Annotated in this window: 18 protein-coding genes; 10 read left to right on the top strand and 8 right to left on the bottom strand. The window is 69.2% G+C overall.

Features of this window, described 5'->3' with window-relative positions; genetic code table 11:
* Nucleotide 1: 1 nt before the first annotated feature.
* Nucleotides 2-1231: a cysteine--1-D-myo-inosityl 2-amino-2-deoxy-alpha-D-glucopyranoside ligase gene (gene mshC / locus ACY34J_RS06000; RefSeq protein ID WP_462725516.1), complete on the top strand. Its 1230-nt coding sequence runs from the start codon at nucleotides 2-4 to the stop codon at nucleotides 1229-1231.
* Between the two features lie 85 nt (nucleotides 1232-1316).
* On the opposite strand, the gene ACY34J_RS05995 is transcribed toward mshC, so the two are convergent.
* The 5 genes from ACY34J_RS05995 to ACY34J_RS05975 form a co-directional block, all read right to left on the bottom strand.
* A complete protein-coding gene (locus tag ACY34J_RS05995; RefSeq protein ID WP_462725517.1) occupies nucleotides 1317-2345 on the bottom strand; it encodes a PAC2 family protein in 1029 nt (342 codons plus the stop codon).
* 359 nt (nucleotides 2346-2704) lie between these two features.
* The gene (locus ACY34J_RS05990) at nucleotides 2705-4312 is read right to left on the bottom strand and encodes a glycerol-3-phosphate dehydrogenase/oxidase (protein WP_462725518.1); all 1608 of its coding nucleotides are present in this window, start codon (nucleotides 4310-4312) and stop codon (nucleotides 2705-2707) included.
* Nucleotides 4313-4349: 37 nt separating this feature from the next.
* Complete coding sequence (glpK, locus tag ACY34J_RS05985; protein ID WP_462725519.1) at nucleotides 4350-5885, bottom strand: glycerol kinase GlpK; 1536 nt, start codon at nucleotides 5883-5885, stop codon at nucleotides 4350-4352.
* A gap of 41 nt (nucleotides 5886-5926) precedes the next feature.
* Entirely contained in the window at nucleotides 5927-6715 is a 789-nt protein-coding gene (locus ACY34J_RS05980; RefSeq protein ID WP_462725520.1) for an MIP/aquaporin family protein, read from the bottom strand.
* Nucleotides 6716-7082: 367 nt separating this feature from the next.
* The gene (locus tag ACY34J_RS05975) at nucleotides 7083-7847 is read right to left on the bottom strand and encodes an IclR family transcriptional regulator (protein WP_462725521.1); all 765 of its coding nucleotides are present in this window, start codon (nucleotides 7845-7847) and stop codon (nucleotides 7083-7085) included.
* Nucleotides 7848-8092: 245 nt separating this feature from the next.
* On the opposite strand from ACY34J_RS05975, the gene metH reads away from it, so the two are divergent.
* The 4 genes from metH to ACY34J_RS05955 all read left to right on the top strand — a co-directional run bounded on the left by metH (nucleotide 8093) and on the right by ACY34J_RS05955 (nucleotide 16478).
* Nucleotides 8093-11617 carry a methionine synthase gene (metH, locus tag ACY34J_RS05970; protein WP_462725522.1) on the top strand — a complete coding sequence of 1175 codons (3525 nt, stop codon included), beginning with the start codon at nucleotides 8093-8095 and terminating at the stop codon, nucleotides 11615-11617.
* Nucleotides 11618-12045: 428 nt separating this feature from the next.
* Nucleotides 12046-12747 carry an HAD family hydrolase gene (locus ACY34J_RS05965; protein ID WP_462725523.1) on the top strand — a complete coding sequence of 234 codons (702 nt, stop codon included), beginning with the start codon at nucleotides 12046-12048 and terminating at the stop codon, nucleotides 12745-12747.
* A gap of 421 nt (nucleotides 12748-13168) precedes the next feature.
* Nucleotides 13169-14773 (top strand): ABC transporter substrate-binding protein, encoded by a 1605-nt coding sequence (locus tag ACY34J_RS05960; protein ID WP_462725524.1) that lies wholly within the window; start codon nucleotides 13169-13171, stop codon nucleotides 14771-14773.
* A 97-nt stretch (nucleotides 14774-14870) separates the two neighbouring features.
* Nucleotides 14871-16478 carry an ABC transporter substrate-binding protein gene (locus ACY34J_RS05955; RefSeq protein WP_462725525.1) on the top strand — a complete coding sequence of 536 codons (1608 nt, stop codon included), beginning with the start codon at nucleotides 14871-14873 and terminating at the stop codon, nucleotides 16476-16478.
* A gap of 27 nt (nucleotides 16479-16505) precedes the next feature.
* On the opposite strand, the gene ACY34J_RS05950 is transcribed toward ACY34J_RS05955, so the two are convergent.
* Nucleotides 16506-17177: a response regulator gene (locus tag ACY34J_RS05950; protein WP_462725526.1), complete on the bottom strand. Its 672-nt coding sequence runs from the start codon at nucleotides 17175-17177 to the stop codon at nucleotides 16506-16508.
* Between the two features lie 14 nt (nucleotides 17178-17191).
* Nucleotides 17192-18106, bottom strand: a complete 915-nt coding sequence (locus tag ACY34J_RS05945) for a RecB family exonuclease (RefSeq protein WP_462725527.1) — start codon at nucleotides 18104-18106, stop codon at nucleotides 17192-17194.
* Nucleotides 18107-18250: 144 nt separating this feature from the next.
* Between ACY34J_RS05945 and ACY34J_RS05940 the strand changes: the two genes are divergently transcribed.
* The 3 genes from ACY34J_RS05940 to ACY34J_RS05930 all read left to right on the top strand — a co-directional run bounded on the left by ACY34J_RS05940 (nucleotide 18251) and on the right by ACY34J_RS05930 (nucleotide 21377).
* Complete coding sequence (locus ACY34J_RS05940) at nucleotides 18251-19486, top strand: site-2 protease family protein (protein WP_462725528.1); 1236 nt, start codon at nucleotides 18251-18253, stop codon at nucleotides 19484-19486.
* 97 nt (nucleotides 19487-19583) lie between these two features.
* Nucleotides 19584-20501: a tRNA (adenine-N1)-methyltransferase gene (locus tag ACY34J_RS05935; protein ID WP_462725529.1), complete on the top strand. Its 918-nt coding sequence runs from the start codon at nucleotides 19584-19586 to the stop codon at nucleotides 20499-20501.
* Between the two features lie 243 nt (nucleotides 20502-20744).
* Nucleotides 20745-21377, top strand: coding sequence for a hypothetical protein (locus ACY34J_RS05930; RefSeq protein WP_462725530.1), 633 nt, complete (start codon nucleotides 20745-20747; stop codon nucleotides 21375-21377).
* Between the two features lie 4 nt (nucleotides 21378-21381).
* Here ACY34J_RS05930 and ACY34J_RS05925 read toward each other — a convergent pair whose 3' ends face one another.
* Nucleotides 21382-21669, bottom strand: a complete 288-nt coding sequence (locus tag ACY34J_RS05925; protein ID WP_462725531.1) for a ferredoxin — start codon at nucleotides 21667-21669, stop codon at nucleotides 21382-21384.
* Between the two features lie 241 nt (nucleotides 21670-21910).
* On the opposite strand from ACY34J_RS05925, the gene arc reads away from it, so the two are divergent.
* Both arc and dop read left to right on the top strand, forming a co-directional pair.
* Nucleotides 21911-23677, top strand: coding sequence for a proteasome ATPase (gene arc, locus ACY34J_RS05920; RefSeq protein WP_462761939.1), 1767 nt, complete (start codon nucleotides 21911-21913; stop codon nucleotides 23675-23677).
* A 221-nt stretch (nucleotides 23678-23898) separates the two neighbouring features.
* Entirely contained in the window at nucleotides 23899-25410 is a 1512-nt protein-coding gene (gene dop, locus ACY34J_RS05915; RefSeq protein ID WP_462725532.1) for a depupylase/deamidase Dop, read from the top strand.
* Nucleotides 25411-25487 lie beyond the last annotated feature (77 nt).

Below are 25487 nucleotides of genomic sequence, written 5' to 3'. Positions count from 1 at the left end.
CATGTATGCCTGGCCCGCTTCTGAGGTTCCCGCCCTGCCCGGCAGTGGCCGCGACCTCCGGATTCACGACACGGCGACCGGGGGTCCGATCACCCTCGACCCCGGTCCCGTCGCCCGCATCTACGTCTGCGGGATCACCCCGTACGACGCCACCCACATGGGGCACGCGGCGACCTACAACGCGTTCGACCTCGTTCAGCGCGTGTGGCTCGACACGAAGCGCCAGGTTCACTACGTCCAGAACGTTACCGACGTCGACGATCCGCTCCTGGAGCGGGCGCGGCGCGACGGCCAGGACTGGACCGCACTCGCCGAGCGCGAGACGGCACTGTTCCGCGAGGACATGACCGCCCTGCGGATGCTCCCGCCCCAGCACTACATCGGTGCCGTCGAGTCGATCCCCGGGATCGTGCCGATCGTCGAGCGGCTGCGGGACGCCGGGGCCGCGTACGAGCTGGACGGCGACATCTACTTCTCCGTCGAGTCCGACCCGGACTTCGGCCAGGTCTCCCGGCTCGACGCCGACACCATGCGCCGGCTCTTCGCCGAGCGCGGCGGCGACCCGGAGCGCCCCGGCAAGAAGAACCCGCTGGACCCCCTCCTGTGGATGGCCGCCCGTGAGGGCGAGCCGAGCTGGGACGGCGGCAGCCTCGGCCGCGGGCGGCCCGGCTGGCACATCGAGTGCGTCGCCATCGCCCTCGATCACCTCGGCATGGCCTTCGATGTCCAGGGCGGCGGCTCCGACCTCGCCTTTCCGCACCATGAGATGGGCGCCTCGCACGCTCAGGTGCTCACCGGCGAGCGCCCGTTCGCGCAGTCCTATGTGCACGCCGGCATGGTCGCCCTGCACGGCGAGAAGATGTCCAAGTCCAAGGGCAACCTGGTCTTCGTCTCCGCGCTGCGCCGCGCGGGCGTGGACCCGGCGGCCATACGGCTCGCGCTCCTGGCGCACCACTACCGCTCCGACTGGGAGTGGACCGACAGCGTGCTGGACGAGGCCGTCGAGCGCCTCGGCCGCTGGCGCTCCGCCGTCTCCCGTCCCGACGGGCCGCCCGCCGAGGCCCTGCTCGAGGAGATTCGCGAGGCCCTTGCGAACGACCTCGACTCCCCGGCGGCGCTTGCCGCCGTCGACCGCTGGGCCGCCGCCCAGCAGGCCCACGGCGGTACGGACGAGGGGGCGCCCGGCCTGGTGTCGCGCGCCGTCGACGCGCTCCTCGGCGTAGCCCTGTAAACCAGGCACCACAACACTCAGGGGTGCTCCCCTCCACACCGCAGGGGAGCACCCCACTATTTGACGAGGCGTCAGCTAAGTCGGGTCACTTCTCGTCGTCCGAGTCAGCGGAGTCCGTGTCCGGCTCGTCGTCGTCCTGGGTGGCCGGGGGCTTCGGCGGCCGCGTACGCCCGCTGGAGGTGTCCCGCAGATACGAGCCGCTCTCCCGGCCGTCCGCCGTCGCCCCGCCCTCCGTCGCATGACCACCCGGCTGGCCGGGCCCCGCCTGGCCGTAGCCGTCACGCCGCCGCAGATAGCGCTCGAATTCACGCGCGATGGCCTCGCCCGACGCCTCGGGCAGGTCGGCGGTATCGCGCGCTTCCTCCAGCGTCTGCACATACTCGGCGACCTCGCTGTCCTCGGCCGCCAGCTGGTCCACGCCCAGCTGCCACGCCCGGGCGTCCTCCGGCAGCTCACCCAGCGGGATGCGCAGGTCCAGCAGGTCCTCAAGGCGGTTGAGCAGGGCGAGCGTCGCCTTGGGGTTCGGCGGCTGCGACACATAGTGCGGCACGGCCGCCCACAGGCTGACCGCCGGCACGCCCGCGTGCGTGCACGCCTCCTGCAGGACGCCGACGATGCCGGTCGGACCCTCGTAGCGGGTCTCCTCCAGGTCCATCGTCCGGGCCAGATCCGGGTCGGAGGTCACGCCGCTGACCGGTACCGGGCGGGTGTGCGGGGTGTCTCCCAGCAGCGCGCCCAGGACGACCACCATCTCCACGCCCAACTCATGGGCGAAGCCCAGCAGCTCGTTGCAGAACGAGCGCCAGCGCATGCTCGGCTCGATACCGCGCACCAGCACCAGGTCGCGCGGCTTGGGCCCGCTCACCCGGACCACCGAGAGCCGGGTGGTGGGCCAAGTGATCTTCCGTACCCCGTCCTCCATGAACACCTGCGGCCGATTGACCTGGAAGTCGTAGTAGTCCTCGGCGTCGAGCGCCGCGAAGACCTCGCCCTTCCACTCCCGGTCCAAGTGCTTGACCGCGGTAGAGGCGGCGTCGCCGGCGTCGTTCCAGCCCTCGAACGCGGCCACCATGACCGGGTCGATCAGCTCGGGAACCCCCTCGAGCTCGATCACCCAGCGCCTCCTTCCGACCGGGAGACTCCTCTGGGTCCGCCCCCGGCTGCCGTTCTTGTTGCGTGCCTTCCCAAGCCTACGGCTTCCCGCGAGCCCCCTCCGCAGCGCCTGAAGACTCGCCAGGGCATTGTGTACAGCCGTTCCCCGACGGCGGCTCGCACGCCAGCGCGCTGCCGTCGCTCCTCGGCCGCGCCCGCGCAGCGTACGCACGGTGGGGGCGCGATGGGACCACGCCGGGGGCGAAGTTCCGCGCCGCTGCTCGAGAATGGCCGGAATACACAGGGCCGAAGCGGGACGGTTTGTACAGACGCCGAGGGCGGGTGACAGGAGATCCCACCCGCCCTCGATGTCGGGGCGCCTCAGGCCTTGGCGGCCAGCAGCTCCTCGACCCGGGCCCGGACCTCTTCGGTGTCCAGACCGCGGATCGTCAGGGTCGTACGACGGCGCAGCACGTCATCGGCCGTCTCGGCCCACTCGTGGTCCCGTGCGTACACCACCTGGGCCCAGATCTCCGGACCGTCGGGGTGGATCCGCTCGCCCAGCGCCGGGTCCTCGGTGACGAGGCGGGCGATGTCGAAGGACAGCGAACCGTAGTGGGTGGCCAGGTGGCGGGCGGTGAGCGGGTCCATCCGCGCGCCCGGCTCCCGGTCCACCAGCAGCCGGTGCGCGACCGCGTTGGGGTTGGCGATGCCCGGCAGCGGCACCCGCTTCGGCAGGTGCGCCAGCGGCTCCATGTCCTCGTTCAGCGGCCCGCCGGGCAGCTGCGCGAGCTTGTTCATCACTACCCGGCCGATGTGGCGGTACGTCGTCCACTTGCCGCCCGCCACCGAAAGCATCCCGCCACGGCCCTCGGTGACCACCGTCTCGCGCTTGGCCGACTCGACTCCGCCCGGGCCGCCGGGCAGCACCCGCAGGCCCGCGAAGGCGTACGTGATCAGATCGCGCGACAGATGCTCGTTCCGCACCGAGATGGCGGCCTCGTCCAGGATCTGCTGGATGTCGGCCTCGGTGGCACGCACCTCCGCAGGGTCGCCCTCGTACACCTCGTCAGTGGTGCCCAGCAGCAGCTGGTCCTCCCACGGCAGGGCGAAGGTGATGCGGTACTTGTCGATCGGGGTGGCCATCGCCGCCCGCCACGGCGCCTTGCGTTTGAGGACGATGTGCGCGCCCTTGGAGAGCCGGATGCTCGGGTCCGCGCCCCTGTCCTCCAGCTTGCGCAGGTGGTCCACCCACGGCCCGGTCGCGTTGATGACCAGGCGGGCATTGACCCCGAACTCGGCGCCGTCCACCCGGTCCTTGAGCTCCGCGCCCGTCACCCGCCCGTGCGTGAAGCGCAGGCCGGTGACCTCGGCGTGGTTGAGGACGACCGCGCCCGATTCGACGGCGGCGCGCACCGTCATGATCGCCACGCGCGAGTCGTTCATCTGGTGGTCGCCGTAGACCGCGACCGCCTTGAGGTTGTCCGTCCGCAGGCCGGGGTTGTCGGCCTTGGCCTTGGCCGGGGATATCAGCCGGCCGACACCGTCGCCGAAGGCGGACAGCATCGAGTAGGCGAAGACCCCCGCGCCGAGCTTTGCCGCGCCGTGCGGGCCGCCCTTGTAGACCGGCAGGTAGAAGGTGAGCGGGTTGACCAGGTGCGGGGCCACATCCCTGGCCAGCACCCGCCGCTCGTGGTGGTTCTCCGCGACCAGCTTGACCGCGCCGGTCTGCAGATAGCGCAGACCGCCGTGGGCGAGCTTGGAGGAGGCGGAGGAAGTGGCGCCGGCGAAATCGCCGGCGTCCACCATTGCCACCCGCAGTCCCGACTGCGCGGCATGCCAGGCCACCGAAGTGCCCAGGATTCCGCCGCCGATCACCAGGAGGTCGTACGTCGCCTTGGACAGTCGCTCACGGGTCTCGGCGCGGCCGGGGGCCCGGCCGGCAGCCGGATGCGTCCCGAGCGACGGGACGCTCTGCAGGGTGCTCATCTGTTTACTGCTCCTTAGGTGTCTCCGACGAAGGCCCTTACTTGTCTTCGACGGGCTCCTCGTCGATCCAGCCCATGGTCCGCTCGACGGCCTTGAGCCAGAGCTTGTACTCGCGGTCGCGAACGTCCGCGTCCATGTCGGGCGTCCACTCGGCCGCGCGGCGCCAGTTGGCACGCAGCGCGTCGGTGTCCGGCCAGAAGCCCACGGCCAGTCCGGCCGCGTAGGCGGCGCCGAGGCAGGTGGTCTCGGCCACCATCGGACGCACCACCGGTGCGTCGAGGACATCGGCGAGGGTCTGCATCAGCAGGTTGTTGGAGGTCATGCCGCCGTCGACCTTGAGCGCGGTCAGGTCCACGCCCGAGTCCTTGCTCATCGCGTCGACGATCTCGCGGGTCTGCCAGGCGGTCGCCTCGAGGACGGCGCGGGCAATGTGCGCCTTGGTGACATAGCGGGTCAGGCCGGCGATCACACCGCGGGCGTCGGAGCGCCAGTACGGGGCGAACAGGCCGGAGAAGGCGGGGACGAAGTACGCGCCGCCGTTGTCCTCGACCGAGCTGGCCAGGGTCTCGATCTCCGCGGCGGTGCTGATCAGACCCATCTGGTCGCGCATCCACTGCACCAGCGAGCCGGTGACCGCGATCGAGCCCTCCAGGGCGTAGACCGCCTTGTCGTTGCCGATCCGGTAGCCGACCGTGGTCAGCAGGCCGCTGTAGGAGTTGATGACCTTGGCACCGGTGTTCATCAGCAGGAACGTGCCGGTGCCGTAGGTGGACTTGGCCTCGCCCTCGGCGAAACAGGTCTGGCCGAACAGGGCCGCCTGCTGGTCGCCGAGCGCGGAGGCGACCGGCACGCCCTCCAGCACGCCCGTGGCGGTGCCGTACACCTCGGCGGAGGAGCGGATCTCCGGCAGCACGGCGGCCGGGACCTCCATCGAGGACAGGATCTTCTCGTCCCACTCCATGGTGTGCAGGTTCATCAGCATGGTGCGGGAGGCGTTGGTGACGTCGGTGACGTGGACGCCGCCCTCGGTGCCACCGGTGAGGTTCCAGATGACCCAGGAGTCCATCGTGCCGAAGAGGATGTCGCCCGCTTCCGCGCGCTCCCGCAGACCCTCGACGTTGTCGAGCAGCCAGCGGACCTTCGGTCCGGCGAAGTAGGAGGCCAGCGGCAGGCCGGTCTCACGGCGGAACCGGTCCTGGCCGACGTTGCGGCCGAGCTCCTTGCACAGGGCGTCGGTGCGGGTGTCCTGCCAGACGATGGCGTTGTGCACCGGCTCGCCGGTGTGCTTGTCCCACAGCACGGTGGTCTCGCGCTGGTTGGTGATGCCGATCGCCTTGAGGTCGGCTCTGGTGATCCCGGCCTTGTCGAGGGCGCCGGCGACGACTTCCTGGACGTTGGTCCAGATCTCGGCGGCGTTGTGCTCGACCCAGCCCGGCTTCGGGAAGATCTGCTCGTGCTCCTTCTGGTCGACGGAGACGATACGGCCGTCCCGGTCGAAGACAATGCAGCGGCTGGAGGTGGTGCCTTGGTCGATGGCGGCGATGAACGGGCCGGCGGTGTGCGCGTCGGTCACGGTGTGCTCCTGACGAAGTATGGGTGCGAGAGGGGCCGTGCTCAGACGAAGGCCACGTTGTAGAGACCGGCGGCGAGGGCGCCACCGATCAGCGGGCCGACGACCGGGATCCAGGCGTAGCCCCAGTCGGAGCCGCCCTTGTTCGGCATCGGCAGCAGGGCGTGCACGATGCGCGGGCCGAGGTCACGGGCCGGGTTGATGGCGTAGCCGGTCGGACCGCCGAGCGAGAGGCCGATACCGACGACGACGAGGGCCACGATGAGCACACCCGTGCCGGACAGACCCAGGCCCTTGGTCAGGCCAAGGGTGAGGATCAGCAGAACGAGCACCGCGGTGCCGATGATCTCGGTGGCGAGGTTCTGTGCGGCGTTGCGGATCTCGGGTCCGGTGGAGAAGATGCCCAGCACCGGGCCGGCGGCCGGCTCGGTCTTACGGTCGACCAGCCCCGCGGCCTCTTCCTCGGCCTTGATGATCTCGGGGTCGGTGAGGTGAGCCTTGAAGTGGCCGTAGTAGGCGACCCAGGCCAGCGTGGCGCCGATCATCGCACCGAGCATCTCGCCGGCGAAGTAGACCGGAACGGTGTTCCAGGGCGTCTTGTGGGCGATGGCAAGGCCCAGGGTGACGGCCGGGTTCAGGTGTGCACCGGAGACATTGGCAGAGATGTACGCGCCGGTGAGAACGGCGAAGCCCCACCCGAAGGTGATGGCCACCCAGCCGGAGCCGAAGGCCTTCGAACGCTTGAGAACAACGGCGGCGACCACGCCGGCGCCGAGAAGGATGAGTACGGCGGTACCGATGGTCTCGCCGATGAAGATGTCGGAGGTGGACACCCGCGACTCCTTGTCCTTGGTCCAGGGGAAGGGCAGGCAACGGAGTCCCACCCGTTGGACTGCCTGCTGACGCTCGCTTGCCTCCGGGCTCTTGGACCCGGCGTCGAGGCTCTTCGACCCTGCGTCATACCGCGCTCGGTCTCGGTGCCTACGACACCGGCGTGCCGTTCGGCTCGCTCACTTGCCCTCGGTGAGGGCGGTGACCGGTCCGTTGGCGTGTCACACCCTATCGAAGATTGTCGTTAGGTGTTCGACATTGCCGACCGGTGAACGGCAGTTTTCTTCACCGGTCGGGGTGCGTCAAGAGTCCGGTGACGGAGAAATCGTTCCGTTGTCCTAGCGTGACAGCGGGGAGTCGGCGCACGACTCAGAAACGCCCGGCACCCAGGTCCCGCGAGACCGCGCGGGCACAGTCCCGTACCGCCGCGACCAGGTGCTGACGCAGCTCGCCGTCCTCGCAGACCCGCTCCACCGCGCCGGCGATACAGACCGCCCCCACCGGCATGCGCCGGCGGTCGTGGATCGGGGCGGCCACGGAAGCGACGCCCTCCCAGGTCTCCTCCACATCGGCCGCCCAGCCGCGGGCCCGGGTCAGGTCGAGGATCGTCTCGAAGTCGGCGAGGTCGGTCACCGTACGGTCCGTGAACGCCTTGCGCGCACCCTCCACCGCCTCGGTGTGCGCCACGGGGTCGTACGCCGACAGCACCTTGCCCAGCGCTGTGCTGTGCAGGGGCTGCATGGCCCCGACCTCGAGCACCTGGCGGCTGTCGTCGGGCCGGAAGACGTGGTGGACGATCAGTACGCCCTGCTGGTGCAACACGCCGAGGTAGACGCTCTCTCCACTGGAGCGGGCCAGGTCGTCGGTCCACACCAGGGCGCGGGCCCGCAGCTCGTGCACATCCAGATAGCTGTTGCCCAACCGGAGCAGCTCGGCCCCCAGCTGGTAGCGGCCGGAGGCCAGGTCCTGCTCGACGAAGCCTTCCTGCTGGAGGGTGCGCAGAATGCCGTGTGCGGTTCCCTTGGCAAGGCCCAGGGCCGCGGCCACGTCAGACAGTCCGAGCCGTCGCTCGCCCCCGGCCAGCAGTCGCAGCATCGCCGCTGCCCGCTCGAGCGACTGAATAGTCCGGGCCATCGGGCACCCCTCCTACAAAGCAGTTCGACAATGCGGAACACTATCGGCCCATGCCGACCTTGACATAGCCGCATGAGAGCTTGCCCATGATCTCGCCGTTGGCAGAGGACTCGGCACCGGCCCGTCCGCCTCGTGGAATGTGCGTAGCGCCGAGAGCCTTGGCGGTTACCCTGGCCGGGTGCGCCCTTGAAACCAAGATCGAAGGGTGCATAGCCGACAGCCGTCGCATCCCAGGGAGCTTTTCCATGGCCTCGCACGAGCCATCGTCCGCTACGTCCACCCCCACCACCGGTACCGACCGGGCTTCCGGACTCCGTGAGGCACTCGCCTCCCGGGTCGTGGTGGCCGACGGGGCCATGGGCACCATGCTCCAGGCCCAGGAGCCGACCCTGGAGGACTTCCAGCAGCTGGAGGGCTGCAACGAGATCCTCAACATCACCCGCCCGGACATCGTGCGCTCGGTGCACGAGGCGTACTTCGCCGCGGGTGTGGACTGCGTGGAGACCAACACCTTCGGTGCGAACCACGCCGCGCTCGGCGAATACGACATCGCGGACCGGATCTTCGAGTTGTCGGAGGCGGGCGCGCGGATCGCCCGGGAGGTCGCGGACGAGTTCGCCGCCGACGGCCGGCAGCGATGGGTGCTGGGGTCGATCGGCCCGGGGACCAAGCTGCCGACCCTGGGCCATGTCGCGTACTCCACGATTCGGGACGCCTACCAGCAGAACGCCGAGGGGCTGATCGCCGGTGGCGCGGACGCGCTGCTGGTGGAGACCACCCAGGACCTGCTGCAGACCAAGGCGTCGGTCATCGGTGTCCGGCGAGCGCTCGAGGCGGCCGGAGTGGACCTGCCGCTGCTGGTACAGGTGACGGTGGAGACCACCGGCACGATGCTGCTGGGCTCGGAGATCGGCGCCGCGCTCACGGCGCTGGAGCCGCTGGGCATCGACATGATCGGACTGAACTGCGCCACGGGCCCGGCGGAGATGAGCGAGCATCTGCGCTACCTGTCCCGGCACGCCCGTACCCGTATCTCCGCGATGCCCAACGCGGGCCTGCCCGTCCTGGGCAAGGACGGCGCGCACTACCCGCTTACTCCGGCCGAACTGGCCGACGCCCACGAGACGTTCGTGCGCGAGTACGGGCTCTCGCTCGTGGGCGGCTGCTGCGGCACCACCCCGGAGCATCTGCGCCAGGTCGTCGAGCGCGTCCGCGAGCTGGCCCCGACCGGGCGCGAACCGCGCCCGGAGCCGGGTGCCGCCTCCCTCTACCAGACCGTCCCGTTCCGTCAGGACACCTCCTACCTCGCCATCGGTGAACGGACCAACGCCAACGGGTCGAAGAAGTTCCGCGAGGCCATGCTGGCCGGCCGTTGGGACGACTGTGTGGAGATGGCGCGGGAGCAGATCCGCGAGGGCGCGCACATGCTGGACCTGTGCGTGGACTACGTCGGCCGGGACGGCGTGGCGGACATGAACGAGCTGGCCGGCCGGCTCGCCACCGCCTCCACCCTGCCCATCGTGCTGGACTCCACCGAGCCCGCGGTGATCCAGGCGGGACTGGAGAAGCTGGGCGGCCGCGCGGTGATCAACTCGGTGAACTACGAGGACGGCGACGGCCCTGAGTCCCGGTTCGCCAAGGTCACCCGGCTCGCGGTGGAGCACGGCGCGGCGCTCATCGCCCTCACCATCGACGAAGAGGGCCAGGCCCGTACGGCGGAGCACAAGGTCGCGGTCGCCGAGCGGCTCATCGACGACCTCACCACCAACTACGGGGTGCGTGAGTCGGACATCATCGTCGACTGTCTGACCTTCACCATCTGCACCGGCCAGGAGGAGTCCCGCAAGGACGGCATCAACACCATCGAGGCGATCCGCGAGCTCAAGCGCCGCCATCCTGAGGTGCAGACGACGCTGGGCCTGTCGAACATCTCCTTCGGCCTCAACCCGGCGGCCCGTATCGTCCTCAACTCCGTCTTCCTCGACGAGTGTGTCAAGGCGGGACTGGACTCGGCGATCGTGCACGCCTCGAAGATCCTGCCGATCGCCCGGCTGGAGGAGGAGCAGGTCAAGGTCGCCCTGGACCTGATCTACGACCGGCGCAGCGAAGGTTACGACCCGCTGCAGCGGCTTCTCGAGCTGTTCGAGGGCGTCGACACCAAGTCGATGAAGGCCGGCAAGGCCGAGGAGCTGGCCGCCCTGCCGCTGGAGGAGCGCCTGCAGCGTCGGATCATCGACGGCGAGCGCAACGGGCTCGAGGCCGACCTGGACGAGGCCCTGCAGTCCCGTCCGGCCCTGGACATCGTCAACGACACCCTCCTGGAAGGGATGAAGGTCGTCGGTGAGCTGTTCGGGTCCGGGCAGATGCAGCTGCCGTTCGTCCTGCAGTCGGCCGAGGTGATGAAGACCGCGGTGGCCTACCTCGAGCCGCACATGGAGAAGAGCGACGACTCCGGCAAGGGCACCATCGTGCTGGCCACGGTGCGCGGCGATGTGCACGACATCGGCAAGAATCTGGTGGACATCATCCTGTCCAACAACGGCTACAACGTGGTGAACCTGGGCATCAAGCAGCCGGTCTCGGCGATCCTGGACGCCGCGGAGGAGCACAGGGCCGACGTCATCGGCATGTCCGGGCTCCTGGTGAAGTCCACCGTGGTCATGAAGGAGAACCTGGAGGAGCTCAACCAGCGCGGGCTGGCGGCCACTTACCCCGTCATCCTCGGCGGCGCGGCGCTCACCCGGGCCTACGTCGAGCAGGACCTGCACGAGATCTACGAGGGCGAGGTCCGCTACGCGCGCGACGCGTTCGAGGGGCTGCGGCTGATGGACGCGCTCATCGGGGTCAAGCGGGGTGTGCCGGGCGCGACCCTGCCCGAGCTCAAGCAGCGCCGGGTCAAGGCGGCAACGGCCGTCGTGGACGAGCCGGAGCCGGAGGAGGGCGCCGTACGGTCCGATGTGGCCGTCGACAACCCCATCCCCGCCCCGCCGTTCTGGGGCACCCGCGTGGTCAAGGGCATCCCGCTGAAGGACTACGCCTCGTGGCTGGACGAGGGCGCGCTCTTCAAGGGCCAGTGGGGCCTGAAGCAGGCCCGTACCGGCGACGGTCCGTCGTACGAGGAGCTCGTGGAGACCGACGGCCGGCCCCGGCTGCGCGGCTGGCTGGACCAGCTGCACACCGAGAACCTGCTGGAAGCCGCCGTGGTCTACGGCTACTTCCCTTGCGTGTCCAAGGGCGATGACCTGATCCTGCTGAACGAGGACCGCAGCGAGCGCACCCGCTTCACCTTCCCGCGCCAGCGGCGCGGCCGCCGGCTGTGCCTGGCCGACTTCTTCCGCCCGGAGGACTCCGGCGAGACCGATGTCGTCGGGCTGCAGGTGGTCACGGTCGGCTCGAAGATCGGTGAGGCCACGGCCGAGCTGTTCGCCAGCGACTCCTACCGCGACTACCTGGAGCTGCACGGCCTGTCCGTCCAGCTGGCCGAGGCGCTGGCCGAGTACTGGCACGCGCGGGTGCGGGCCGAGCTCGGCTTCGGGGGCGAGGACCCCGCCGAGATCGAGGACATGTTCGCGCTGAAGTACCGCGGCGCGCGCTTCTCCCTCGGTTACGGCGCTTGTCCCGACCTGGAGGACCGGGCGAAGCTCGCGGAGCTGCTGCGGCCGGAGCGGATCGGTGTGCGCCTGTCGGAGGAGTTCCAGCTCCACCCCGAGCAGTCCACGGACGCGATCGTCATCCACCACCCGGAGGCGAAGTACTTCAACGCGCGGTAGCGCGCGCCGGGGGCACCCCCGGCGCGAAGCCCCGGTTCCGGGGCTTCTCCCTGCGGTAATCCCCCCGGGCTGGGCGGCCCGGGGGGCCCTTGGGGGCACCTCCTGGGGGCGCCTCCAGCGGCAGCTGGGGACGTAGCCGGGGGAGTGCCCCCATTCCCGTGGCCCGGGGCAGCGCCTCATCGGCGCCCGGGGGCTGGGGCGGAAGCCCCGGTTTCGGGCGGGGCAGGGGAACTCCCGCAGGCGCCGGGAACCGGGGCCGCCGCACGTGTGGTAACCCGGCGAACCCGCCGGGCCCACGTGTGTGCAGCCATCCCGTCACGTGATCGTCGTACAATGGTCGGTCCGGTACCGGCCGGTCGGTGTCCCGCCCTGGGACAGCGGCCGGCCCCTTTGTCCCTCGAGGGGCATACCTGACGAGAGGAGCACGGATGACCAGTATCATCCCCGCACTCGGCCCCCGAACGGCCGAGAGATCGGCCCCGCAGGCCGTGCTCCTCGACATGGACGGCACTCTCGTCGACACCGAGGGCTTCTGGTGGGAGGCAGAGGTCGAGATCTTCGCCGAACTCGGCCATGAGCTCGCCGACGAGTACCGCGAGGTGGTGGTCGGCGGGCCCATGACCCGCAGCGCCTCCTACCTGATCCAGGCCACCGGGGCCGACATCACCCTCCCCGAGCTCTCTCTGCTCATCAACCAGCGCTTCGAGGACCTCGTCGACCGCGGCGTGCCGCTGATGCCCGGTGCGGCCCGGCTGCTCGCCGAGCTGGCCGCGCACGAGGTGCCGACCGCCCTGGTGTCCGCCTCGCACCGCCGCATCATCGACCGGGTGCTGAAGTCCCTCGGCCCGGACAACTTCACCTTCACCCTCGCCGGGGACGAGGTGGCGCGCACCAAGCCGCACCCGGACCCGTATCTGCTGGCCGCCACCCGGCTGGGCGCCGACCCGGCACGGTGCGCGGTCGTGGAGGACACGGCGACCGGCGTGGCGGCGGCGGAGGCCGCCGGCTGCCGGGTGGTGGTGGTCCCGTCCGTGGTGCCGATTGAGCCCGCCCCGGGCCGTGAGGTCGTCCGGTCCCTTGAAGAAATCGATCTGCCGTTCCTCCGGAAACTCATCACGGAAACGCGCTGATGCGTTTACACAGCGTGTTTCCGATCATTCTCGGGAGAGGTCCGGGCACCGGATCCCCCATTTTCCGTGACGAATCCCGTCGGTGAATATCCTTGCGCCGCTCCACAGTTGAATGCGTGACGTTTCTCACTTCTTCGGGTATCGACAAGGGGCCTTTGGGGTGCTTGTGGGTGCTCCATGCTCCCGGTTGACGCACCGTTGTGTCCGATTTGATGAGTCGCTGCGTCAATCATCCCAGCGTCCGAATAGCGAACAGTCGGGTCGCGTTATCTCGGCGTGATATCGCATCAACTTCCGTGTGTTCCAGTAAGCCTGGTGCCGCCTACTAATGTCTTCGCGAGAACTTTGTCTCAAGCCCTGGACCAGCAGACCCACCGTGGGATGGTCCCGGGGCAGACCGCTTCGCAGGAGACGTCCGACGATGAATCGCAAGTCTGTGGTGCTGCCGGCCCTCGCGGGCCTGCTGGCTCCTCTGCTCGCCGCATGCGGTGGCGCGGACGACGGCGGCAGCGGCGGTGACCCCATCGTCCTGGGGACCACCGACCAGATCGTGCTGACGAAGGACGCCCCGGCCCCCTTCGACCCCGCCCTGGCCTACGAAATGGGCTCCTGGGACATCCTGCGGAACACCTTCCAGACCCTGTTGGCGCTGCGCCGCTCCGGCGGCGATCCGGTACCGGAGGCCGCCACCAACTGCGGGTTCACCGACCGGCAGAACGAGCAGTACCGCTGCACCCTGCGCAAGGGGCTGACCTTCGCCAACGGGCACGCGCTCACCGCCGAGGACGTGCAGTTCTCGATCGAGCGGGTGCTGGCCATCAAGGACCCCAACGGCCCGGTGTCGCTGCTGTCCAACATCGACACGGTAGAGGCGCCCACCGACCGGCAGGTCGTCTTCCACCTCAAGAGCCCGGACGCGACCTTCCCGCACAAGCTCGCCACCCCGGCCGCGGCCATCGTCGACAGCGAGGTCTACGAGCGCAACCACCTCCGCGACGGCGTCGAGGTCGACGGTTCCGGCCCGTACACCCTCAAGACCCAGGTCGAGAACAACCGCGTCGTCTCCACCGTCTTCACCAAGAACCCGCACTACCAGGGCGGGATGACCCTGAAGAACGACAAGGTGGAAATGCGCTTCCTGCCCGACGCTGCGGCCATGGAGCGGGCCCTGAAGAAGGGCGACATCGACCTGATGACCCGCACCATGGCGCCCGAGCAGGTCGCGCGGCTCGAGCGGAGCCCGGACAAGAGCATCAAGGTCGTCGAGATGCCGGGTCAGGAGATCCGCTACCTGGCCTTCAACACCGACGATCCGGTCGCGGGCAAGAAGGCCGTACGGCAGGCCATGGCACAGGTCATCGACCGGGACGCACTCGTACGCGATGTGTACGCGCGCACCGCCAAGTCGCTCTACTCGATCGTCCCCGCCAGCGTGGGCTCGCACGTCAACTCGTTCTTCAACAAGTACGGCGAGCCGGATGAGGAGGCCGCGCGCAGGACGCTGCGCTCGGCGGGCATCAGCCTCCCGGTGAAGCTCAGGCTCTCGTACACCACCGACCACTACGGCCCGGCCACGCCCAAGGAGTTCCAGACGCTCCAGGCCCAGCTGAACCGCAGCGGACTGTTCGATGTATCGATCGAGGGTGCGCCGTGGAAGAACTTCCGCGCGGCTCAGCTCGACCGCAAGTATTCGGTCTACGGCATGGGCTGGCTCCCGGACTTCCCCGACCCTGACAACTTCATCGCTCCGTTCTTCGCCAAGGACAACTTCCTCAACACCCCCTACCGCAACGACACGATCCGCACCCAGCTGATACCGCAGACCCGGCAGCAGGCCGTACGCAGCGCGGCCACGGCGGGCTTCGAGAAGGCTCAGAACATCGTCGCCGACGACGTCCCCGTACTGCCGCTGTGGCAGGGCAAGCAGTACGTTGCTGCCCGCGACGGCGTCACCGGTGTGGAGTGGGCGCTCAACTCCTCGTCCGTGTTGCAGCTCTGGGAGCTCGGAAACGGAACCTCCGCCTGATTGCCACCCAGGGCGAAGGCAATGACAGGATCGTCACGACACCGCAGGACCCGGCAGGACAGCAACAAACTCAAGTAAGAGTGTGAGGAACGTGCACGTGAGGAAACGTCATCAGTGGCTCGCCGCCCCGGTAGGGGCAGGGCTCGCGGCCGGACTGCTCGCCGGGTGCGGCTCGGACCAAGCCGATACGGCCGGCACCGGGGAGCCGGTGGTGATGGGGATGACGGACAAGATCGTGTCCACCGATCCGGCCTCCGGCTACGACCCCGCCTCCTGGCTTCTGTTCAACAACGTCTTCCAGTCGCTGCTGAGCTTCCCCAAGGGCGGTACGACGCCGGAGCCCGAAGCGGCCCAGCGCTGCGGATTCGACGACAGCCACAGCAAGGTCTACCGGTGCGTCCTCAAGGACGGCCTGAAGTTCTCCAACGGCAACAGCCTCACCTCCGAAGATGTCGCCTTCTCCTTCCGGCGCACCTTGAAGATCAACGACGACCTCGGCCCCGCCGTGATGCTGACGTCGATCAAGGACGTTCAGACCCCGGACGAGAAGACCGTCGTCTTCCACCTCAAGACCCCCGACGCGACCTTCCCCATGAAGATCGCCTCCGGCGCCGGCTCCATCGTGGACCACCGCGAGTACAAGCTGAACAAGCTGCGCACCGACGGGAAGGCCGTCGGCTCGGGCGTGTACAAACTGGACTCCTACGACCCGAACGAAGAGGCGGTCTTCTCCGTCAACCCGGGCTACAAGGGCCCGGCCAAGGTCCGGAACTCCGGCATGACGATGAAGTTCTTCAGCGGCGACCAGCAGGCCCTCAAGCGCGCTGTGCAGGACGGCAGCGTGGACTTCGCCTTCCGCGGCCTCGCGTTGAAGGACATCGCCGACCTGCAGACCGCCACCACCAACGACACCAGCGGCAAGAGCGTCGAGATCGTCGAAGGCAGCAGCGCCGAGGTCCAGCACCTGGTCTTCAACATGAAGGACCCGGTGGTCGGCAAGCCGGCGGTGCGCAAGGCCATCGCGTATCTCATCGACCGCAGCGCGCTCGTACGGGATGTCTACAAGCACACCGCCAAGCCGCTGTACTCGATCATCCCGGCCGGCATCACCGGCCACAACACCGCCTTCTTCGATCGCTACGGCGACCACCCGCAGCCGGACAAGGCCGCGGCGGCGCTGCGCCGCGCCGGCATCAAGGACAAGGTGAAGCTCACCCTGTGGGCGACCCCCGTGCGTTACGGCCCCGGCACCGTGCCCGCCTTCGAGGAGCTTGCGAAGCAGCTGAACGCGAGCGGCCTGTTCGACGCCGAGGTCAAGAGCGTCCCGATCGAGCAGTACGAGAAGGGCATCGCGGCCGGCAAGTACGGCGTCTACGTCAAGGGATGGGTGCCGGACTACCCCGACCCGGACAACTTCACCGCGCCGTTCTTCGGAGACGGCAACGTGCTGTCCAACAACTACACCTCGAACCGGATCGTCAAGCAGCTGATACCGACGACCGCGTCCGAGGCCAACCGGGCAGCGACAGCGGCCAAGTTCGAGGAAGTGCAGAACATCGTCGCCGACGAGCTGCCGATGATCCCGCTGTGGCAGGGCAAGCAGTACGCGGCCGCCCGCGAGAACGTCGCCGGGCTCGAGTGGTCGCTCGACCCCTCGACGGTGTTCCGCTTCTGGGAGATCAGCAAGGGCTCCGAGGAGAACTGAGCCGAGGACCGGGGCGGCGCGGCGCGCTCACTGCGCGCCGGGCCGTACCAGTCCGCTCTCGTAGGCGTAGACGGCCGCCTGCACCCGGTCCCGCAGGCTCAGCTTCGTCAGCACATGCCCGACGTGCGTCTTGACCGTCGTCTCGCTCACGAACAGATCCGCGGCGATCTCCGCGTTCGACAGCCCGCGGGCGACCAGCTTGAGCACCTCGACCTCGCGGTCCGTCAGCGTGTGCAGGCTGTCCGGCACGGGCTCCTCACCGGACGGCAGCCTGCCCGCGTACTTGTCGAGCAACCGCCGGGTGACGCTGGGCGCGAGCATGGCCTCGCCGGCCGCGACGACCCGGATCGCCTGGACCAGTTCGGTGGCCGGCGCGTCCTTGAGCAGAAAGCCGCTGGCCCCCGCCCGCAGCGCCTCCACCACGTACTCGTCCAGGTCGAAGGTGGTCAGCACCAGCACCTTCGCCGGTCCGTCCCGGCCGGGGCCGGTGATCTGCCGGGTCGCCTCCACCCCGTCCATCCGGGGCATCCGGATGTCCATCAGCACCACGTCGGGCTGCAGCGCCCGCACCTGGTCCAGGGCCTGCTGCCCGTCGCCGGCTTCGCCGACCACGGCGAGGTCCGGCTCGGCTTCCAGGATCATCCGGAAGCCGGTGCGCAGCAGGGGCTGGTCGTCGACCAGGAGGACGCGTATCGCCACAGAAAACTCCTTCGTCAGTCCTGCCCCATTCTGCCCTGGAGGGGGATCACCGGAAGGGGATACGGCGGGGGAGTGCCGCCGAACTCCGGGCAGAACGACTGGTGGTCGCACCAGTCGCACAGCTTGCTCGGCCGCGGCCGCCAGTCCCCGGACCGCGTCGCCCGCCGGATCGCCTCCCACAGCGCCAGCAGCTTGCGCTCCACGGCCCGCAGATCGGCCTGCGTCGGGTCGTACGTCAGCACATCTCCGCTGCCGAGGTAGACCAGCTGCAGACGGCGTGGCACGGCGCCGCGCAGCCGCCACAGCACCAGCGCGTAGAACTTCATCTGGAACAGGGCGTCCGCCGCGTACTCGGGCCGGGGCGCCTTGCCGGTCTTGTAGTCGACGATCCGCACCTCACCGGTCGGCGCCACATCCACCCGGTCGATGATCCCGCGCAGCTGGAGCCCGGACTCCAGTGTGGTCTCGACGAACAGCTCCCGCTCCGCGGGCTCCAGCCGCGTCGGGTCCTCCAGCGTGAACCACCGCTCGATCAGCTGCTCCGCGGTGGTCAGCCAGCGCGCCAGCCGCTCCGCAGCGACCGCGCCGGCCTCCGGGCCGCCGCCCTCCCCGTCGCCGCTCTCCTCGGCGAACAGTTCGGCCAGCACCGGCTTCGCCGCCAGCAGCCGCTCCCACTCGCCCGCCACCATGGAGCGGGCACGAGCGGCCGTACGGTCCACCGCCGGGTCGTCAAAGAGCCGCTCCAGCACCGCGTGCACCAGCGTCCCGCGGGTCGCCGCCTCGCTCGGCTTCTCCGGCAGCCGGTCGATGACCCGGAACCGGTAGAGCAACGGGCAGGTCATGAAGTCGGCCGCACGCGACGGCGACAGCGACGAGGGCGGCCCGGGGGCAGGGCCGGCGGCATCGGCCTTTTCGGTGCTGGTTCCCATGACGTACGACCCTACGGCCCGTCACTGACACCCCGCCGCATACCATCGACGCCGGACCTCCACGCACTGCATGATCGTGGCATCACACAACCAACGAGTGCACGCGCCGAGGATGAGACGGCCTGACGGGGACGAGGGGACAGCGTGGAAGACAGCGGCGAAAGCGGGAAGCCGCAGCAGGGGGAGCGCCCTGGGGCTTCACCGGGGGGAGGTGGCTGGCCCCGTCGGATCGGCGGCGGCATCCTCATGGGCCGCGTCTTCGGCGTCCCGGTCTATGTGGCGCCCAGCTGGTTCCTCGTTGCCGCGCTCATCACCTGGGTCTTCGGCGGTCAGCTGGAGCGCGTGCTACCGGACCTGGGCTTCGCCCGCTATCTGGTCTCCCTGTTCTTCGCGGTGGCCTTCTACGCCTCGGTCCTGGTCCACGAGCTGGCCCATACGGTGGCCGCCCTCCGCTTCAAGCTGCCGGTGCGCCGGATCCAGCTGCAGTTCTTCGGCGGAGTGTCCGAGATCGAGAAGGAGTCCGAGAGCCCGGGCCGCGAGTTCGTCCTCGCCTTCGTCGGCCCCTTGCTGTCCCTCGTTCTGGCGGTCCTGTTCTACCTCGGCATGCTGGCGGTCGAGCCCGGCACCGTGCCCGGCGTGCTGCTCGCCGGCCTGATGACGTCCAACCTGCTCGTCGCCGCCTTCAACCTGCTGCCCGGCCTGCCGCTCGACGGCGGCCGGATGCTGCGCGCCCTGGTCTGGAAGCTCAGCGGTAAGGCGATGACCGGCACCATCGCCGCCGCCTGGACCGGCCGCGCGCTCGCGGTCACCGTGCTGGTCGGGCTGCCGCTCCTCACCCGTACCGGCGCCCTCGGCGACCCGACCGAGGACCTCGGCGGCCTCGACACCCTCTCCGACGCCCTGCTCGCCGCGATCCTGGCCGCGATCATCTGGACCGGCGCGGGCAACAGCCTGCGGATGGCCCGGCTGCGCGAGCGCCTCCCCGAGCTGCGGGCGCGTATCCTCACCCGGCGCGCCGTACCCGTACAGTCCGACACACCGCTGTCCGAGGCGCTGCGCCGGGCCAACGAGGCGGGGGCGCGGGCGCTGGTCGTGGTCGATGGGCAGGGCGAGCCGACGGCGGTCGTGCGGGAGGCGGCGATCGCGGGCATCCCGGAGCACCGGCGCCCCTGGGTCGAGGTGAGCGGTCTGGCCCAGGAGCTCACGCCGGGCATGCGGGTCTCCGCCGAGCTGGCCGGTGAGGACCTGCTGGAGACTCTGCGGACCACCCCGACCAGCGAGTACCTGGTGGTCGAGGAGACCGGGGAGATCTACGGCGTGCTGTCCACGGTGGACGTCGAGCGGGCATTCGTCGCCGCCATGGCCCGGACGCCGTCCTAGGGGCTGGGCTCGGCTCAGTTCCCGTCCGGAGGCGAGCCGAGCGCTGGGCGGAACTCCCCTGGCCTTCGGGCAGCGCGAGCCCGGGTACGCTGTCCACATGTCCGAACCGACCGGTGCCGCCCGCCGTCGCGGGCCCTTCCAGGTCGGGGACCAGGTCCAGCTGACCGACCCCAAGGGACGCCACTACACGTTCACGCTCGAGCCGGGAAAGAGCTTCCACACCCACAAGGGAGCCTTCCCGCACGACGAGCTGATCGGGCGCCCCGAGGGCAGCGTCGTACGGACCACGGGAAACGTCGCCTACCTCGCGCTGCGCCCCCTGCTCCCCGACTACGTCCTGTCCATGCCCCGCGGTGCAGCCGTGGTCTACCCCAAGGACGCGGGGCAGATCCTGGCCATGGCCGATATCTTCCCCGGCGCGCGCGTCGTCGAGGCCGGCGTCGGCTCCGGCTCGCTCAGCTGCTTCCTGCTCCGGGCCGTGGGGGACCAGGGCATGCTGCACTCCTACGAGCGCCGGGCCGACTTCGCGGAGATCGCCACCCAGAACGTGCGCCGCTACTTCGGCGGCGACCACCCGGCGTGGCAGCTGACTGTCGGTGACCTCCAGGACAACCTCTCCGACACCGACGTCGACCGCGTCATCCTGGACATGCTCGCCCCCTGGGAGTGCCTGGACGCCGTGTCCAAGGCCCTCGTCCCCGGCGGCATCCTGTGCGCGTATGTCGCCACCACAACCCAGCTCGCGCGCACCGTCGAGGAGATCCGCGAGCACGGTACGTTCAACGAGCCGACCGCCTGGGAGACCCTGGTCCGCACCTGGCACGTCGAGGGCCTGGCCGTACGTCCCGACCACCGGATGATCGGCCACACCGGCTTCCTGCTCACCGCCCGCCGGCTCGCCGACGGCGTCGAGCCGCCGCTGCGCCGACGCCGCCCGGCCAAGGGCGCGTACGGCGAGGACTACTCAGGACCGGGTGGTGCCCGCAGCGGCAGCGGCTCGGCCGAGCGCGCCTGACCCCGGCGGGAGACCCTCCGTACCCCCCGCACACGACTCGTACGGCGTCACGACCCGTACACGGCGTCACGACACGTACGACGAACAGCCCGGCGCCGCCGCCGACTTCCCCTCGGGAGGCCGGCGGCGGCGCCGTTTGACACGGCTTTCCCAAGGGCCCCACCCGGTCGTTCCCGCCACGTGTGACATGTGGCACCATGCTGGCCACCCCCATCGGCTTCCCTCCCCCAGGAGGCACCCCGCGTGCAGCCTTCGGCCGGCTCTGCGTCCGTCCCCCCGCCCCACCCGGAGCTCTCGGAGCTTCCCCACACCCGCACCCGCCCGGTGCACTGGATCGCCACCACCGCCGCGCTGGCCGCCGTGGTCGGGGCCTCCGCCTTCCTGCAGCCCACCCACGCCACCGCAACGCCCTCGGTGGCCACTGCGGAAGCCCCGGCACCCGCCGCTTCCCCATCCGTGATCGCCGAAGGGCCGGATCCGGCCACCGCGCACTATCCCATCGAGTGCGGCCCCGAGAAGCCGGGGGTGATCGCCAAGGACTCCGGGGACCTGGACGGCGACGGCCGGGCCGAGACGGTGGCCGTCGTGCGCTGCACCGCCGGATTCGGCACCCCGCCCAGCGGCATCTACGTCCTGGCGCACCCCGCCGACGCGGCAGCCGACGGCCCGCGGGTGGTGGAAACCCTCCTCGATCCCAAGGAGGGGCTGAGTGTCATGGACCTCGCCGTACGCGGCCGTACGATCTCCGTGACGCTGCTCGGCTACTCGTCCGAGAAGGTGCCGCGCTGCTGTCCGGACAAGCAGCGCAAGGTCAAGTGGCAGTGGCACGAAGGGAAGTTCGGCCTGACCGCGCTGCCTGTACCGGGGAGTGTGTGATCCGTCACTCAGCGTTGGGGCCGTAGACCTCTACGTTGTCCGAAACGCGACGTACATGGATGCAGTCGCCCGGACATTCCTTGGCGGAGTCGATGACCTCATTGAGCAGGGGGAGCGGTACGGGCGTTGCGGCGCCCGGCTCCGCCAGCAGCTCATCCCGGTCATTTTTCACATACGCCAGCCCGTCGATGTCCAGCTCGAAAACCTCGGGGGCGTATTGCGCGCAGATGCCGTCACCCGTGCATAGATCCTGGTCGATCCATACTTCGAGGGCTTCGTTCTGTGCGGTCATCTCGCCTGCCGTTCCTGCGTACGTGAGCCAATTGGAGCCAGCCCTGACGGGTGTTGACCGTCTCGACGATACAACCGGTCGCTTTCCGATGTTGTTGGGTGGGTATTCCCCTGGCGTGAGGGAGTGCGCAAGGGTGAAGATCGGACACACCCCGACCGTCTTTGTGATCTAGGGGTTTCAACCGTCACCTGCCCAGGTAGGGTCAGGAAGCGTCCAGCTCCCCTTGGAGGAGGTGAGGACCGTGGCAGCCCACGACGACGACATCAACCGCGGCATCCGGCCGGGTCGGGGGTCCGATGACCCTGCCGGCCAGATCGCCTATCTCGAGCAGGAGATCGCCGTCCTGCGGCGCAAGCTCGCCGACTCTCCGCGTCACACGAGGATTCTCGAAGAGCGGATCGTCGAGCTGCAGACCAATCTGGCCGGAGTGTCCGCTCAGAACGAGCGGCTCGCGAACACGCTCCGTGAGGCCCGCGACCAGATTGTGGCCCTCAAGGAGGAGGTCGACCGGCTCGCGCAGCCGCCGGCCGGCTTCGGGGTCTTCCTGCAGGCGAACGAGGACGGCACGGCCGACATCTTCACCGGGGGCCGCAAGCTCCGGGTGAACGTCAGCCCCAGCGTCGAGCTAGACGACCTCAGGGTGGGCCAGGAGGTCATGCTCAACGAGGCGCTGAACGTGGTCGAGGCCATGGAGTTCGAGCGCATCGGGGAGATCGTCACCCTCAAGGAGATCCTGGAGGACGGCGAGCGCGCCCTGGTGCTCGGGCACACCGATGAGGAACGGGTGGTGCGGCTCGCCGAGCCGCTGCTGGACGCGACCATCCGGCCCGGTGACGCCCTGCTGCTCGAACCCCGGTCCGGCTACGTCTACGAGGTCGTGCCGAAGAGCGAGGTCGAGGAACTGGTCCTCGAAGAGGTCCCGGACATCGACTACTCCCGCATCGGCGGTCTGGGCACCCAGATCGAGCAGATCCGGGACGCGGTCGAGCTTCCGTACCTCTACCCCGACCTTTTCAAGGAGCACGAACTGCGGCCGCCCAAGGGCGTGCTCCTCTACGGCCCGCCCGGCTGTGGCAAGACGCTCATCGCCAAGGCCGTCGCCAACTCCCTTGCCAAGAAGGTCGCCGAGGTGACCGGGCAGCCCGCGGGGAAGAGCTACTTCCTCAACATCAAGGGCCCGGAGCTCCTCAACAAGTACGTCGGTGAGACCGAGCGGCACATCCGGCTGGTCTTCCAGCGTGCCCGGGAGAAGGCGAGCGAGGGCACTCCCGTCATCGTCTTCTTCGACGAGATGGAGTCCCTGTTCCGCACCCGTGGATCCGGGGTCAGCTCGGACGTGGAGAACACCATCGTTCCGCAGCTGCTCGCCGAGATCGATGGTGTGGAGGGCCTGGAGAACGTCATCGTCATCGGTGCCTCCAACCGTGAGGACATGATCGACCCTGCGATCCTCCGCCCTGGCCGCCTCGATGTGAAGATCAAGATCGAGCGTCCGGACGCGGAGGCGGCGAGGGACATCTTCGGCAAGTACCTCACCCCGTCCCTGCCTCTCCACGCCGACGACCTCGCCGAGCACAACGGATCCCGCGAAGCCGCTGTCGACGGCATGATCCAGTCGGTCGTCGAGCAGATGTACGCGGAATCCGAGGAGAATCGGTTCCTGGAGGTCACGTACGCCAATGGCGACAAGGAAGTCCTGTACTTCAAGGACTTCAACTCCGGCGCGATGATCCAGAACATCGTCGACCGGGCGAAGAAGATGGCCATCAAGGCCTTCCTCGAGCACAACCAGAAGGGTCTGCGCGTCTCCCACCTGCTCGCCGTCTGCGTGGACGAGTTCAAGGAGAACGAGGACCTGCCGAACACGACCAACCCGGACGACTGGGCCAGGATCTCCGGTAAGAAGGGCGAGCGGATTGTCTTCATCCGCACCCTTGTCACTGGAAAGCAGGGCGCAGACACCGGTCGGTCCATCGACACGGTGGCAAACACCGGTCAGTACCTGTAAAAGGCAGTCCGGCTGCGGGTGCCCTCTACGGGGCGTCCGCAGCCGAGTGCTTTCCGTGGTATGGAATAGCGAAAATGATCTCCCCCACACCGCAAAGGCGTTCTAGGCTCTTCGATACCGCCGAGTCGCGCAGTGCGGGGACGGGCACCGCACACGCATCGGAGAAGAGCGGTACTTGAGCGTCCACCCCGGACGGGGCAGGCGCCGGCAAGGAGGGCCGCATGACCGTACGGCGAGTAATGGGTATCGAGACGGAGTACGGGATCTCCGTCCCCGGTCACCCGAACGCCAATGCCATGCTCACCTCGTCTCAGATCGTCAATGCCTATGCGGCGGCGATGCACCGGGCGCGCCGCGCCCGCTGGGACTTCGAGGAGGAGAACCCGCTGCGGGACGCCCGCGGCTTCGACCTCGCCCGCGAGTCGGCGGACGCCAGCCAGCTCACCGACGAGGACATCGGCCTGGCCAATGTCATCCTGACCAATGGTGCGCGGCTGTACGTGGACCACGCGCACCCGGAGTACAGCGCCCCCGAGGTGACCAATCCGCGCGACGCGGTGCTCTGGGACAAGGCCGGTGAGCGCATCATGGCCGAGGCGGCCGAGCGGGCCGCCCAGCTGCCCGGAGCCCAGCCCATCCACCTCTACAAGAACAACACCGACAACAAGGGCGCCTCCTACGGCACGCACGAGAACTACCTGATGAAGCGGGAGACCCCGTTCTCGGACATCGTGCGGCACCTGACGCCCTTCTTCGTCTCCCGGCAGGTGGTCACCGGCGCCGGCCGGGTCGGCATCGGCCAGGACGGCCACGAGCACGGCTTCCAGCTCAGCCAGCGCGCCGACTACTTCGAGGTCGAGGTGGGGCTGGAGACCACCCTCAAGCGCCCCATCATCAACACCCGGGACGAGCCGCACGCGGACGCCGAGAAGTACCGCCGGCTGCATGTGATCGTCGGGGACGCCAACCTCTCCGAGATCTCCACCTACCTCAAGCTCGGCACCACCTCGCTGGTGCTGTCGATGATCGAGGACGGCTTCATCGCGGTGGACCTGGCCGTGGACCAGCCGGTCCGCACGCTGCACCAGGTCTCCCACGATCCGACGCTGCGCCAACTGATCACCCTGCGCAGCGGCCGGACACTGACCGCGGTCCAGCTCCAGATGGAGTACTACGAGCTGGCCCGCAAGTACGTCGAGGACCGCTTCGGCGCGGACGCCGACGAGCAGACCAAGGACGTCCTCGGCAGGTGGGAGGACGTGCTCAACCGCCTCGAGAGGGACCCGATGAGCCTGTCCGGCGAGCTGGACTGGGTGGCCAAGCGGGAACTGCTCGAGGGCTACCGGCGCCGTGACAGCCTGGGCTGGGACGCCGCCCGCCTGCACCTGGTCGACCTGCAGTACGCCGACGTACGGTCCGAGAAGGGCCTGTACAACCGTCTGGTGGCCCGGGGGCGGATGAGGCGGCTGCTGGACGAGGACGAGGTCCGCAGGGCCCAGACGCAGCCTCCTGAGGACACGCGCGCGTACTTCCGCGGGCGGTGCCTGGAGCAGTACGCCGACGACGTGGCCGCCGCGTCCTGGGACTCGGTGATCTTCGACCTCCCGGGCCGTGACTCCCTGCAGCGGGTGCCCACGCTGGAGCCGCTGCGCGGGACTCGTAACCACGTCAAGGAGCTGCTGGACCGGTGCCGTACCGCGGAAGACCTGGTACGAGTGCTCTCCGGGGGCTGAAATCGGTGCCGAGCGGGAATCATCGTGATGACGTTCGGACGTTGTAGGAAGTGCGGGGCCGATGTCGGACCCGGCTT

This window comes from Streptomyces sp. HSS9-12 (genome assembly GCF_054963655.1).
This window is presented reverse-complemented; position numbering and strand designations above follow the sequence as displayed.

Excerpts from the sequence above, each read along its gene's own strand:
- mshC (WP_462725516.1), top strand. The coding sequence starts at position 2 with ATGTATGCCTGGCCCGCTTCTGAGGTTCCCGCCCTGCCCGGCAGTGGC.
- ACY34J_RS05990 (WP_462725518.1), bottom strand. The coding sequence starts at position 4,312 with ATGAGCACCCTGCAGAGCGTCCCGTCGCTCGGGACGCATCCGGCTGCC.
- ACY34J_RS05975 (WP_462725521.1), bottom strand. The coding sequence starts at position 7,847 with ATGGCCCGGACTATTCAGTCGCTCGAGCGGGCAGCGGCGATGCTGCGA.
- metH (WP_462725522.1), top strand. The coding sequence starts at position 8,093 with ATGGCCTCGCACGAGCCATCGTCCGCTACGTCCACCCCCACCACCGGT.
- ACY34J_RS05965 (WP_462725523.1), top strand. The coding sequence starts at position 12,046 with ATGACCAGTATCATCCCCGCACTCGGCCCCCGAACGGCCGAGAGATCG.
- ACY34J_RS05960 (WP_462725524.1), top strand. The coding sequence starts at position 13,169 with ATGAATCGCAAGTCTGTGGTGCTGCCGGCCCTCGCGGGCCTGCTGGCT.
- ACY34J_RS05945 (WP_462725527.1), bottom strand. The coding sequence starts at position 18,106 with ATGGGAACCAGCACCGAAAAGGCCGATGCCGCCGGCCCTGCCCCCGGG.
- ACY34J_RS05935 (WP_462725529.1), top strand. The coding sequence starts at position 19,584 with ATGTCCGAACCGACCGGTGCCGCCCGCCGTCGCGGGCCCTTCCAGGTC.
- ACY34J_RS05925 (WP_462725531.1), bottom strand. The coding sequence starts at position 21,669 with ATGACCGCACAGAACGAAGCCCTCGAAGTATGGATCGACCAGGATCTA.
- dop (WP_462725532.1), top strand. The coding sequence starts at position 23,899 with ATGACCGTACGGCGAGTAATGGGTATCGAGACGGAGTACGGGATCTCC.